This window comes from Candidatus Shapirobacteria bacterium, assembly GCA_041659325.1.
Classification (GTDB): domain Bacteria; phylum Patescibacteriota; class Microgenomatia; order UBA12405; family UBA12405; genus JBAZYN01.
The window spans coordinates 107,221-120,467 of sequence record JBAZYN010000001.1 but is presented as its reverse complement, the minus strand read 5'-3'; the positions used below and the strand labels follow the sequence as shown (position 1 = coordinate 120,467).

13 protein-coding genes are annotated in these 13,247 nt (G+C 41.1%); 2 read left to right on the top strand and 11 right to left on the bottom strand.

Features of this window, described 5'->3' with window-relative positions:
• Positions 1-11: 11 nt before the first annotated feature.
• A complete protein-coding gene (locus WC841_00605; protein ID MFA5827850.1) occupies positions 12-3,338 on the bottom strand; it encodes a DNA-directed RNA polymerase subunit beta in 3,327 nt (1,108 codons plus the stop codon).
• A 105-nt stretch (positions 3,339-3,443) separates the two neighbouring features.
• Positions 3,444-4,088 carry a hypothetical protein gene (locus tag WC841_00600; protein MFA5827849.1) on the bottom strand — a complete coding sequence of 215 codons (645 nt, stop codon included), beginning with the start codon at positions 4,086-4,088 and terminating at the stop codon, positions 3,444-3,446.
• Positions 4,089-4,204: 116 nt separating this feature from the next.
• Between WC841_00600 and WC841_00595 the strand changes: the two genes are divergently transcribed.
• Positions 4,205-4,690, top strand: coding sequence for an Ig-like domain-containing protein (locus WC841_00595; GenBank protein ID MFA5827848.1), 486 nt, complete (start codon positions 4,205-4,207; stop codon positions 4,688-4,690).
• 12 nt (positions 4,691-4,702) lie between these two features.
• Positions 4,703-5,809 (top strand): MiaB/RimO family radical SAM methylthiotransferase, encoded by a 1,107-nt coding sequence (locus WC841_00590; GenBank protein MFA5827847.1) that lies wholly within the window; start codon positions 4,703-4,705, stop codon positions 5,807-5,809.
• Positions 5,810-5,815: 6 nt separating this feature from the next.
• Here the strand turns inward: WC841_00590 and mltG are convergent, their stop codons facing one another.
• Genes mltG through WC841_00545 form a run of 9 tightly spaced genes read right to left on the bottom strand, consistent with a single transcriptional unit; the run spans position 5,816 to position 13,243 of the window.
• Positions 5,816-6,781 (bottom strand): endolytic transglycosylase MltG, encoded by a 966-nt coding sequence (gene mltG / locus WC841_00585; protein MFA5827846.1) that lies wholly within the window; start codon positions 6,779-6,781, stop codon positions 5,816-5,818.
• A gap of 11 nt (positions 6,782-6,792) precedes the next feature.
• Complete coding sequence (locus WC841_00580) at positions 6,793-6,990, bottom strand: hypothetical protein (GenBank protein ID MFA5827845.1); 198 nt, start codon at positions 6,988-6,990, stop codon at positions 6,793-6,795.
• A 6-nt stretch (positions 6,991-6,996) separates the two neighbouring features.
• Entirely contained in the window at positions 6,997-7,368 is a 372-nt protein-coding gene (gene ruvX, locus WC841_00575) for a Holliday junction resolvase RuvX (GenBank protein ID MFA5827844.1), read from the bottom strand.
• A 13-nt stretch (positions 7,369-7,381) separates the two neighbouring features.
• Complete coding sequence (locus WC841_00570; GenBank protein MFA5827843.1) at positions 7,382-8,116, bottom strand: sortase; 735 nt, start codon at positions 8,114-8,116, stop codon at positions 7,382-7,384.
• Positions 8,113-10,212, bottom strand: coding sequence for a hypothetical protein (locus WC841_00565; GenBank protein MFA5827842.1), 2,100 nt, complete (start codon positions 10,210-10,212; stop codon positions 8,113-8,115). Before WC841_00565 ends, WC841_00570 begins: the two co-directional genes overlap by 4 nt.
• A 12-nt stretch (positions 10,213-10,224) precedes the next feature.
• The gene (locus WC841_00560) at positions 10,225-12,042 is read right to left on the bottom strand and encodes an alanine--tRNA ligase (protein MFA5827841.1); all 1,818 of its coding nucleotides are present in this window, start codon (positions 12,040-12,042) and stop codon (positions 10,225-10,227) included.
• Between the two features lie 23 nt (positions 12,043-12,065).
• The gene (locus WC841_00555; GenBank protein MFA5827840.1) at positions 12,066-12,338 is read right to left on the bottom strand and encodes a YtxH domain-containing protein; all 273 of its coding nucleotides are present in this window, start codon (positions 12,336-12,338) and stop codon (positions 12,066-12,068) included.
• Positions 12,325-12,600, bottom strand: a complete 276-nt coding sequence (locus WC841_00550; protein MFA5827839.1) for a hypothetical protein — start codon at positions 12,598-12,600, stop codon at positions 12,325-12,327. Before WC841_00550 ends, WC841_00555 begins: the two co-directional genes overlap by 14 nt.
• A gap of 31 nt (positions 12,601-12,631) precedes the next feature.
• Positions 12,632-13,243 (bottom strand): helix-turn-helix domain-containing protein, encoded by a 612-nt coding sequence (locus tag WC841_00545; GenBank protein ID MFA5827838.1) that lies wholly within the window; start codon positions 13,241-13,243, stop codon positions 12,632-12,634.
• Positions 13,244-13,247: the final 4 nt, after the last annotated feature.

Below are 13,247 nucleotides of genomic sequence, written 5' to 3'. Positions count from 1 at the left end.
ATTTAAACATTTTAGTTTTCCTCCTTTTCGTCTTCTAACAGTTCATTTTTTGCTTCTTTTGCCTCGAGTAGTTTGGATTGCTTCGGTGAAATAGCGGGTATTTCCTCTTCGATGATTGCTGGCTCTTTTAGCCCTACTGGAGAAATGTCCAGACCGAGACCGGAAAGTTCTTTTGTTAATACCTTAAAAGATTCCGGAATGGCCGGTTCGGGAATCGGCATTCCTTTGATGATGGACTGGAAGGCGTGGGTACGCCCTTCTATGTCGTCGGACTTAATGGTAAGCATTTCCTGGAGGGTATGGGCAGCTTGGTGGGCTTCCAAAGCCCAAACTTCCATCTCCCCAAGTCGTTGACCACCCATTCTGGCTTTACCGCCGAGAGGTTGTTGGGTGACAAGAGAGTAAGGACCGGTTGATCGGGAATGAACTTTGTCGTCTACCATGTGAACCAACTTGAGAATGTATCCTATCCCCACGACACTTTGTTGATCGTATTCTAAGCCGGTACGGCCATCATAAAGTTGGATTTTGCCATTTGAGGCTAATCCAGCTTGACTTAATTCTTTACCGATTTGATCTTCAGAGTATTTTTCGAAAACCGGAACATCGTATTTACGGTTGAGTTTAAATCCGGCATGAGCTAAAGTGGTTTCGAGAATCTGTCCCAAGTTCATACGGGCGATAACGGACAGAGGTGACATAACCAAATCAATGGGAGTACCGTCGGCGAGCCTGGGCATATCATATTCGGGAAGAATACGAGAAATTACTCCTTTGTTTCCATGTCTTCCGGCAATTTTGTCTCCCTCCTGAATTCTTCTTATTTGAGCGACATATACCTTTACCACCTTATTTACGCCCGGGTCCAGTTCATCACCGTTTATTTTGTCCAAGATATCTACCTTTATGACCACTCCGCCTTCACCGTTTGGGACACGAAGGGAGGTGTCTTTCACTTCTCGGGCCTTTTCACCGAAAATCGCGCGTAATAATCTCTCTTCGGCTGAAAGTTCTTTTTCTCCTCTCGGCTCAACTTTTCCGACCAGAATATCGTTTGGACCAACTGTGGCGCCAATCATTACAATTCCATCGTCAGTCAGTTTTGAGAGCTCAACTTCAGAAACATTTGGGATATCTTTTGTGAGCTCCTCTGATCCGAGTTTTGTTTCGACAACATCTGCTTTGTACTCATATATTTGAACATTGGTGAGGATATCTTCTTTCACTAGCCGGTCTGATATGAGTAAAGAATCCTCGTAGCCAAGACCATCGATTGAGGCATAAGCAACTAATAAGTTCTTGCCGATAGATAATTCTCCGTTTTTGGTTGAGGGACCGTCGATAACTAAATCACCTTTTTTAATCTTGTCTCCGATGTCCACGACAACGTGCTGATTGTAACAAGTACCATACGGTGAAGTTCTTTCAAACTTACCTACATGGTACGTTTCAGTCTTTCCATCACGACTAATTTCGCTATGATCATTATTTTCATTCTGGTCGGCTTTTTTGTCAAGCGAAACGATAACTTTTGAACCATCAACAAAAGTAACTATACCCGAATGGTTGGCTAATACTGTTCTTCCCATTGAGGTGGCGATGATTGATTCCATCCCGGTACCGACATAGGGGGAGTCGGTTGAGATTAGAGGAACTGCCTGGGTCTGCATGTGCGAACCCATTAGTGCCCTGGTGGCATCGTCGTGATCGACGAAAGGGATTAATGAGGCGGAAGATCCGACAATTTCATTGGGGACGAGATCAATGTATTCGATCGAATCTGCGGGGCCCTCGATAAATTCACCCTGATATCTAATCGGGGCCCAATCCTGCCCAATATAACCTTGATCGGTAATTTTGACTCCAAGATGGGTTATATGAGTATTGTATTCATCATCAGCATCAAGATAGGTGGGTAAATCAGAAATTTTGTAGCCCTTTTTGTCTTTTTCTACTTTTCGGAACGGAGCTTCAATAAAGCCGTACTTGTTGACTTTGGCATATAAAGCCAAATAGGAAACTAATCCGATATTCGGGCCTTCCGGGGAACGAACGGCACAGATCCGACCGTATTGAGAACTGTGAACATCACGGATAGAGAAGGCAGCACGCTCTCTGGTTAATCCGCCGACGCCCACAACAGTTACCCTTCTTAGGAGATCCAATTCCGCCAGAGGGTTAGTCTGATCAAGAATTGCCGATAATTGATTTGATCTAAAAAATGTATTAAGTGACGAAATAAGGGGTTGAGGATTGATCATCTGAGAAGGAACCGGCTTATCTTTGGTGGGAATTAAACTCATTCTTTCCTTAACCATTCTTTCAAATCTGGCCAGAGCCGGGCGAATAGCTACTTGGGAAATTATTTCACCGCATCTTCTTAGGCGACGATTTGCTAAACTGTCAATATCGTCTAGCCTGGTAACTTCACCCTTTTGGAGCTGAATAAGATACTTAATGGTGGCGATAAGGTCTTCTTTCCGTAAAACCCAGTTATCTTTGTTTAAGTCATCAAAGTTAAACCTGAATTTCTTATTAATTTTATAGCGGCCGACATTTCCAAGTTCATAGGTCTTTATGTCAAAAAATCTTTCCTGAAAAAATTTCTCGGCGTTTTCCAGAACCACCGGCTCTCCCGGACGTAATTTACGATAGAATTCAAGAATTGCTTCTTCGGAATTCTTTGAGGGATCAGCCTGAATTGTGTGGTTGATATAGTCGGAAAATTCACTTACAAGCTGCTTATCTGACATGCTGCAGGCGGCTCTTAAAATTATTGTGGCGGGAAATTTCTTTTTTCTATCAATCCTGGCAAAAATTACATCTTTTTTGCCGATAAAAAATTCCAACCATGAACCCCGAACCGGGCGAATTTCTGCATTGTAAAGTATTTTTCCGGTGGCTGCGTCGTTTTCTCCGGTAAAATAGATCCCGGGTGAGCGAACTAATTGGTTGATAACACCCCGCTCTATACCGTTAATAATAAATGTCCCCTCCTGGGTCATGGTGGGGAGATTTAAAAAGAAAACGTCTTCTTCTCGTATGTCGCCGGTTCTCTTATTGGTTAAAGTGGCTTTGATCCTAACGGGGACGGTATAGTTGAGACCTTTTTTCTTGGTAACTTCAGGAGAAACAGTAATAGGATCAAATGTCAGATCACCCAAATCAAGCTTCCAGTTGTTTCCCGTGTAGTCGGTGATTGGTGAAATGGATTTGATGGTTTCTTTGAGCTCTTTTTCAAGAAAGTTGCCCCATGATTCTTTTTGAATTTGTATTAAATCAAGCTTCGGAAGGTTAGGATAATTTTTACCCCAATTTATTCTTTTTGCGGAACCCATCGCGTTTTTTAAAATATTATAAAAAATCGGCGATACTTCACCCTGTTCGCCAAATGTTTTGTATTATAGCTTCAAACAGATATGCGGTCAATGAGTAGTTTGAAGTTATTCATTACAGGCTTTTTCGGTACAGGAAATTGTCCCGTCTAAACCGCAAGAGCAAGTGTTGCAGCCATCGGCAGAAGGGAAAGATTCGTTTAATTTGTACTTGTTGTCGTTGAGATAGCAGAAGGATTCAACCCCGGGAGTGCTAGTAGGTCCGACGTCTGCGGGGACGCTAGGGTTTGTAGAATCGGTAGCGGTTTTGGGGCTATTGATAAAACTAATTGCCAAGGCCGAAGTAACGGCTAAAAATATTAATAGGGAAACAAAAAAAAGGATTTTAAAAAAATTTGATTCTTTTGCGGGAGTAATCGGAGGGATGTTTTCCGGCGAGTTGGGGGCGGTTGGCGGACTATCGGAAGCAGGATCTGAAGACAGTGGGGAAGCTTGTTTGTCTAAAGGCGGAGGGGGGACTGGAGTTGCCAAAACATGAGGTACGGTGGGTAGAGCTGCAGGTGGTGTCGAAACAGACTCTATCGGAGAAGCTCCGAGGAGGCTGTCCGGATTTACAACTGCTTGATCATCGGAATCTGGATCCAGGTCGGGTACTTGGGTGATTTGTTTGGAATACTGGTCCAGGATATTCTGATATTTGGTGCTTGTGTCGTCGGAGTTTTGTGGACTGGGATTGGAATTATTTGAATCCATGCAAATAATATCTCATTCTTTGCGGTATGTTGTCAAATTTCGCGTAGAGACAAAGCGCGCCACGTCTTTACAGATTAATGCTTGAAGTTTATAAAGTGTCCTACTAGTATTAGGTTATGAAACAGGTGTTTGGGTATATTGTTATTTTGTTGGTTTTTGTGTTTGTGGGAAGAAGTGACGCATTTGCATCAGGTTTTAATCTTAAATCGATTGGAAATTCGGAAACGGGGGGTAGGCAAATTACGAAATGGTGGTACACGGGTTCACAACCGGCTTTCAAGGGTGAGGCTACTCCCGGAGCTGAAGTGGTGGTGACGATTGACGGCAATGCTATGCAGATTAATGCTGACTCCTCCGGTAATTGGTCATTTACACCGACAGAACCATTAACCGTCGGAGGTCATGAGGTGACAATCGCTAGCGGAGGGTCAACAATTAGTTTTAGCCTGTCCATGGGAACCGATGGGGTAGACTGGAATTCAGTCGAAAGTGGGGGGGCGGCTACTTTACCGGCCTCGGGGACCACATTTCCTACGGTTTTGGGTATCGGACTGGCGATGGCAGCCACGATTGGAGGGGCTAAATTGTACCGTAGGATGTGATACAATCTTTTGGTGAAACGACCGATAAATCCACGCCTTTTTATCAAAACTTTCGGGTGTATCCAAAATAGTGCGGACTCGGAGAGGATTTTGGCTTTTTATTGGGAAAAGGGATATAGACTTGCAAGTGATTGGAAAGAGGCCGATTTAGTTCTTATAAACACATGTATTATCCGAGAATCAGCGGAAAATAGGGCCTATGGGCTGATTAATCTGGTAAATAAGTGGAACAAAAAGTACGACAAAAAAATTCAAATATGTGTGACCGGTTGTCTGGTCGGGAAGTCCGTTCGGCAGAAAAACGGTAGGGGCCTTTTGAGTTTACAAAAACGCTTCCCGGCGGTTTCCGGTTTTCTACCAATTGATAAGATCAGCTACAAAATAGAGCCGCTGAGAGATAAGAATCGGGCAGCTTTGATCCCCATAAGTTCAGGATGTAATAATTATTGTTCGTATTGTATTGTCCCGACTTCCCGGGGAAAAGAAATTTCCAGAGATTTTCAGGAAATTTTAGAAGAAGTTGATAAATCAATCACAAACGGTTTTAGGGAAATTGTGCTGATAGGTCAAAATGTAAATTCATACGGAACAGACCTGATTGATTCAGATAAATTTGTTTCGATGGGGAAAAACAGATTAAAGACTTTGTTTCCAAAATTATTGTCGGAAATTGCACAGAAACCGCTCGACAAGATTTCATTTATTAGTAGTAACCCATGGGATTTTGATGACAAGCTGATTGAGGTAATAGCAAAGAATAAAAATATTGACAGGTTGCTTCACTTACCTTTGCAGTCGGGAGATGACGAAATTTTGACAAAAATGAACCGGGGTTATACGGCCGATGAGTATTTGAAATTGGTTTCAAAGATAAGGGAGAAGGTGGCGGATGTTCGGTTTAGTACGGATATAATCGTGGGTTTCCCGGGAGAAAGCGAGAGGGCTTTTGAAAATACTAAAAGTGTATGTGAGAAGGTAGGTTTTGAGATAGCGTATATTAATAAGTATTCCCCCCGGAAAGGGACGGTGTCGGCGGATCTTTACCCTAATGATATTCCGCAAGCGGAGAAAAAAAGAAGGTGGGACGTATTGAATAAGCTAATAAATACTAAAGGCTAGGATTGGTTAATTTAGATAGTTTCGGATATTTTGGTTGTGTTCGTCGAGAGTTTTGGCGTAATGCATTTTATTGTCGTTGCCGGTGATATAAAAAAGATAATCAGATGGGGTGGGATGAAAAACTGCAAAAATTGAGTCAAATCCCGGATTACATATGGGGGATGGAGGGAGACCACTGTTTAGGTAGGTATTGAATGGAGAAATAATTTGGAGGTCCCTTTTTGCGAGCGGTTCCCAGTATTTTTGAGGGATTTTTTTGGTATCTCTGGCGTATTGAACTGAGGCATCAACTTGAAGCGGGATATTGGCTTCCAATCGGTTTAATAAAATCCCGGCGATGAATGTTTTTGATTCCAGAGATCGGCCTTCTCTTTCAATAAGGGAAGCAAGAATAATGGCATCTTCTTCGGAGATATCGGTGCTCGTAGCATCCTGTTTGGCTTTTATCATATTAGTGTCAAAATTTTTTCTAATAAGTTTGACGATCTGTTCGGGGGAGTAGGCTTCAGGAATAAGATAACTGTCGGGGAAAAGATGTCCTTGTTTATCAGCCGAGTAGCTTAAAAACTCATCTGGGCGAAAAGGTAAATTATCGGGTAATTTTTCGGCTATTTCCTCGTTTCTCATACCGCCGATTATTTGAAGCCAGTAGTCGTGGGTGCCTGCCGTCGAGAGTTTTTTAATAATCTCTCCGACGGATAAGGAGGGTGAGACAAGAAAATCTCCGGCTTGTAATTTTTTATCAAGCCCCAGAATATAGGCCAAAAGAGTAAAGGAGTAATTGTCTTTGATAATCTTTAGAGTCTTAAGCCGACGACCGATTGATACCAACCCGTCTCCTCTGTTGATGACGAAACTAATTTGTTTGCTATCTGACGGTGAATATGGCTTAATGCTTGCAAAAAACCATCCCGAGGCGGTAGCTGTGGTTGCGAGGACTATTGCGGTTATGACGAAAACGAGTTTCTTCATTAAGTAATGGCCTATACCTCTTCAAAAAGAGCTCTCCGATATTTATTGCTTGGAGTATCGTGGATAAAGATTCGACCACACTTGCAGGTGACAGTAGTCTTGCCCCGAACATCCTTTCTTTTGCCGTTTTTTAAGGGAGTACCACATCCGACACAACGACCTTGAGAGATTAACCATGCCTGGATTGGGGATATTAAATTTTTTATCATATAACTTTAATCAATAACTCTTCTTAAGATAACGGCCGCAGCGACGGAATCAATGCTTTTTTTGTAGTCGCTTTTTTTGTTCTTATTTGCTAAATAGATTGCGTCTGCTTCGATTGTCGAAACTGCTTCTTCAACCGTCTCTATTGGTAAGTTTATCATGGTCTTGAGGTATTTAACAAACTGGTGAGTTTTGACAGCGAAATTACCCTCAGAGATACCAATATATATTTTTTCAACCCGATTTTGGTTGATAATTTTTTTAATTTGGATTAGCGTCTTTGTGTCGTTTTGAATTACTGCAAGCGGGGAAATAATACCGCTAATCGAAATGGCTAAACCAATTCTTTTTAGACCGTAATCAATTCCTAGTATGTTCATGTTTCAAAAAATATTAAATATCTACAATCCTGGATTTTATAATTAACCTCCGAAGATAAGTGCCAGGAGGACTACAGGTAATCAGAGTTAGGTACTTTCCGTCAAACCGCTGCTCGAGCACCGATAGATCTGTGGGTTGGACCTCAAACATTTCCTCAACCAGATATTTATATTGGATATCGTCGTAGTTAACATAGATTTCATCTCCCTGTTTTAACCGAAACAAGGTGGAGAAGATTGTAATATAAGACTTTGGATTAAAAAATTGCGGGAGGACAGAATGGCCGAAAATAACCGAATTCCCAAGCTGTCCAGGGAGAGCAGTCTGGGGGTATTGGACAAGGGTTTTTTTGAGGTCCATACTACCAAGAGCAACTGAGGCTCTGTCGATTTTCAATTTTGGGATTGAAATAGAATAGGTCACACTATTACCCGGTGAAACCGGCGAGGTAACTGTCGTTTGGATTCCCTGATAGTCTGGGGCAAACCAGTTATCTAATTGGGTGAAATCGGTCGCGCTGCCAAGAATATTACCCGATTGGTTGTAATATTTGGTTGAAAGAGGATTTAGAATTTGGTTAAACTTGGTGGAATACTCGAGTTGGAATTGGATAATAGGCAGGATGGCAGAAGCAAAAAGAAATATCCCAAAAATAAAAAGAGTGATGGCAAAAAACTTCCTTTTTGGTCTTGACAGTTTTTTCGTTCTTTTTTGGGATGGAAGTTTTTTAATATACAAATATGTCATAACGACTCGGTGTTTACTTTGACATTAATATTTTCCTGGCGGAAAGGCAAGAGATTAAAAAATGTTATATACGGCGGGCGGTGATTAATATGAATTTTATATGCCCGGGGAATTTTTTCTATTATTATCTTTTCGGCTTCCGCTTTGCTTTTCCCCCTGATACTATTGCGCAAATCGGCCTGGTCGATTATCGGCAGAGCTTTGCCGTCGATTTCAGCAACTCCCGTGGATCGGTCTGTTTCATTTTTTGCAACTTTGAAGTTTAGTTTAAATAATTTCGGGTCGAAGACTGCTTTGGAAAAGTTTTCGTCTGAGGAAAGGAATGAGGAGGTTGTTTCGTTTTTTACGGTTTCTGATAAGACAAAAAAGGAAACCGTGGCACTAATATCGGCTTTTAACTCCTCTGCCTCTTCTCCGACCTCACGATTGTATTCGATTCGGCTAGTTTTACTTTGAATGGAATCCTTGATGATGTTGTTATTTCCGCTGAGATCAGTGTTTATTTTTTCTTCAACCGAGAGGGCAATTTTTTCCTGAACTTTTTTTTCGATGGTTTTTTTGTCTTCTGAACTGACGGCGTTGATGGTACGTTTGCTACCGCCGGCAAACGATTCGTTTACCTTTGAGACTAAAATACTTTCCGGGGTGTCCTTGAACGAAAGGGTTGCCCCTTTGGAAATATTATATTCTGGACCGATATCTTGGGCGGTGGCAATAATATTGGTCTTCCCAAGATTTATTACTCCTTTTTCGAGATCAGAAACGCCGGGGCTGATACTGACTGCATTTGTAATGTCAAATTTCAAACCGGATTTGTCGATCAGCACGGTCCCTTTGGGAATGTTTTGGATTTTGTCAGATTTATTGTAAACAGTAATTTCCCCCTTGGCTTTTTCCCCAATTGTTTTTTGACCGGTTGTTTTGGTGCTCAAAGATGTAGTGACGGGGATTGTTTTTTTGGTTACGGGAATAATATGTTTTTGTGGATTTACCTGGTCTACTGACGAATCAAGAACGGCATCAGTTTTTAAGGAAAAAACATATGGAGTTACGAAGAGGTCAACATCGGTACGCGAGAAGATAACCGGAATAAGAATGAGCAGGGGGGACAAAGCAAGAATATATAGGAGGCGGTTAAATTTGAAATGGATTTGAGGGAATGATATTTTTAATTTTGGTTTCGGACGAATGACCGGGAAAGACGGGGATGGAATAGTTTCTTCTATCTGGGAAAGTAATTTTTCGACCACAGGTGTTGAAATAATTTTTGAAGAGCCGCTAAAGCCCAAATCTTCGGGTCCAACTTCTTCTGTTTCCTTTGGAGGGACTTCGATAGTTTCGGTAATGTTCTGTTCACTTATCTCATTTTCAGTATCAGGAAGTTTTGAGTGGAGTTGGCTGACGATGAATCTGGCGAAAATATTTATCGTTTCATTTTCTTTTAGCACCTGAATTGACGGTGAGTGGAGAAATGTTTCAATATTTTTTTTACCGAGCCATGGGTAGTTTTTTAATGCCTCTTCTATTAGATCGTTTACCTCTCCAAAAACTACGATTTGAGGTGGCAGAGTTGAGTCTATTTTTGCTTCTGTCAAGACAGCTTCGAGAAATTCAGGCCGAAAATCTTCAGAGTATGTTTTTTCAATCCTATTTTTAATTTTTCCAAAATAAACTAGAGAACAGTAAAAACCTCCTTCGTATAGGTGGAGAAGAATAAAACTATTGTCTTTATATGTCGGATATTCAATAATGGCTTCGCTGTGAGCGATATACCCCATCGGTTTTAACTTGAGATTTTTGATGAGATCTGACAATAACTTCTTGTAATCCGGAAATATTTTGTCGTCGGGACCCACCCAATCTGAGGGGATAATAAAAGAGACGTTCCCAGGCTCTGAATCTTCCGGCAAGTTTATTGACTGGCTAGCTATTGAAAGCGACTGATCGACGGCGGGAATTATGGAGGTATCATCCTCGAGACTCCACTTCATCTTTGGTCCAATTGAAACTACATCGAATTTACCGTTTTCATCGGAAATTAAGGACGCACAGGCGGTTGAATTACCGATAAGAATAAGCCAAAAACGATTTTCCATTGGTTAAGGATACTATATTTTTAGGACAGCATATATCCTTCTCTTGCCTGATCCCGATGACTCTTCCTTGATAATCTCAAATATCCCGAGTTCGGAAGTATTTTTGACGTGGGGGCCGGTACAGACTTCTCTTGAAAAATAGTTGGTATAGTCGCCAACGGTATAGACGGAGACTTTTTCCGGATACTTGGTGCCAAAAAATGCTAATGATCCTATTTTTTGAGCTTCGGAAAACAGCATTATCTGACAGGTTACAGGGAGGGATTCGTTTATCTTTTGATTAACAATATCAGAGATATGCAGGAGTTGTTGTTCGTTTAATTTTTCCGGATGAGTAAAATCAAAGCGCAGACGCTCTGAGGTAATGTTGGAACCAGATTGTTGGACATGGTCACCCAAAACAAGCCTCAGGGCCGCATGGAGCATGTGGGTGGCAGTGTGATACTGAGTAATGACGTTAGAATTGTCGGCCAAACCGCTTTTAAATTTTCCGGCAGACAGGGTGCGTGATTTGTCCTGGTGGGCTTGTTTTAGCTTCTGAAAGTCGTTGATATTTATTTGTTGGTTATATTTTGATAATTCTTCGTTTATCATTTCAACAGGGAAGCCAAAACTTTCGTATAGGGTGAAAGCTTGCTGACTACTAATTTGCTTTTTCTGGTCGATAATTTTGTTTAATTCTCTCAGGCCATTATTGAGCGTTTTCCTAAATTTTGTCTCTTCGATTTCAAGATCCTGCAAAATTTTATCCTTGTTTAAATCAAGTTCCGGATAAATGCCGGCAAAGTTATTTTGATTGTCGAAAACGGACTTGGCAATTTCAACGATAAAGTTATTTTCTATACCCAGGAGCTTACCTTGACGAATAGCCCGGCGGATTAGACGTCGAAGAACATACCCACTTTCCTTGTTGGATGGTTCTACCCCATCAGCCATGATGAATACAGCCGAGCGGATATGATCGGCGATAATCCGCATTGACTTTCGAACATCAACCCAACACTGTTTGTTATCTTTCATATAAAAGTCATCAGTTTTATCACCGTATTGGAGCTTTGTTAGTTCTTCTATTTTTTTGATTATCGGCTGCCAGATATCTGTTTGATAGTTATCGGCAAATCCATTTAATATCGCTATGGTTCTTTCGACCCCCATGCCGGTGTCAATATTATTTTGAATTAATTTTTCGTATTTGCCCTGATCATTTTTAAAATATTGGATTAAAACATCATTCCAAATTTCGACCCATCGACTGTCTTCTGGGTTAAAAATATCAGGAGCAGGGTCGCTACCTGTCCAATAAAACATCTCCGTATCAGTGCCACAAGGACCAGTGACACCCGGAGGGCCCCACCAGTTGTTGGATTTTGGGAGAAAAGCAATTCTTGATGGGGGAACCCCCTGTTCTGTCCAAAGTTTGGCCGTTTCTTCATCTTTAGGGGCATCACTGTCACCAAGAAAGCAACTAACAGCCAGATTGTTAATAGAAATATTCAAATCTTTCGTAAGAAATACAAAGCTCCAAGGAATCATTTCATCTTTAAAATAGTCTCCTAAAGACCAATTGCCTAACATTTCAAAAAAAGTGTGATGAATAGGATCACCAACTTCTTCAATGTCACCAGTGCGGACACATTTTTGGACATTAACCAAGCGACTGCCACTGGGATGCTCTTTCCCTAAAAAATAGGGGACAAGAGGCTGAATACCGGCAGAAACAAACAGGGTGGTGGGGTCGTTTTCGGGCACTAGCCTGGAAGACGGGATCTCTTTGTGATTTTTGTCGACAAAAAAAGCGACAAATTTATTCTTTAGATCCTGCGCGTTCATGAGGGAATTATAACAAAACTGGATTATTTAACCAGAAAGGTTTTTGGGTGAGATTTTGTAGTTTTCGGGTGAACTTTTTTTTGTGAATAAGTTTCGGTATCCTTGTTACTTTCTATACGAGAGATAAACTTATTAATTTTTCTTTTTAATACTTCCACCACCTCGCTTTTGTTGTGGCGGTAAATGAGGATGGCAATAACAGCGCCGATTATCAATCCGACTATCAGACCAAATAGGAATCCGCTTGAGCCACACTCATCTCCTTGGCAACACTGACAAGGTTCATGCCTGGTCATTTTTTAGTGCTTTCTCCTTCTTTTTGAAAAAAGAATTTAGTAAATTTATGCCGCTTTTGAAACCGGAGAGAAATTCGGAGATCGTACTGACCGGCTGCGCCACCGATGAGGTTATAAGTTTTGTGTCGTCCAGAATGCTATTGGTTTTTATTACGGTACTTTTTAGCTCTTTGAGGATCAGGGCGACCCAGACTCCACAAACAATAATGACGACAGAGACAGAAATAATGCTGACAATGATAATGATTTGTGTTACATCCATGGTTTCAGTATAAACTAATTTGCGAAAGATTTCACTTAACTACCCGGACCGTCCTTTCGTCCTGAGTAGTTTTGCCGCTGGGTGATTTTGATTCTACGGTAATTTTGGTCTCTTCAGACTGGAGATTGATTTTTTTTGTAAAATTCCCCTCCGGGTCAACAATGACCAGGTCCTGATTGACCCTGACGGTGGATTCGGGATCGGTGGAACCCCTAATCTCGACGACATCTTTGGTAACCATATTTTTGGCCGGCCAGTCAACTATTAATTTGGGGGGACGGTTGAACTTTATATACTCATAAACAAGATAGAAAGAAAACAACATAACAAGAAAGGAGATAATTACGGTAAAAGTAAATTGGGGGGTAAAACTGATGAAACTTTTGTTAGTAGTTTTTGTTTTTCTTTTTTGAGCGAAATCGCGGCGGAATAAACCTACAATTTGTTGGCCGTTTAGACCTAAATAATCAGCATAATCTTTAATAATCAGCGAGCAATATGGTTCCTGAGGAAAACAAAGTATATTCTCGTTTTCGATTGACTCAAGATATCTTTGGGGAATTTTTAATTTTTTTGAAACTTCATCTAAGCTAAGACCTTTATCTGATCTGGCGTTTTTTAAGATGATTGAGGCACGATACATAATA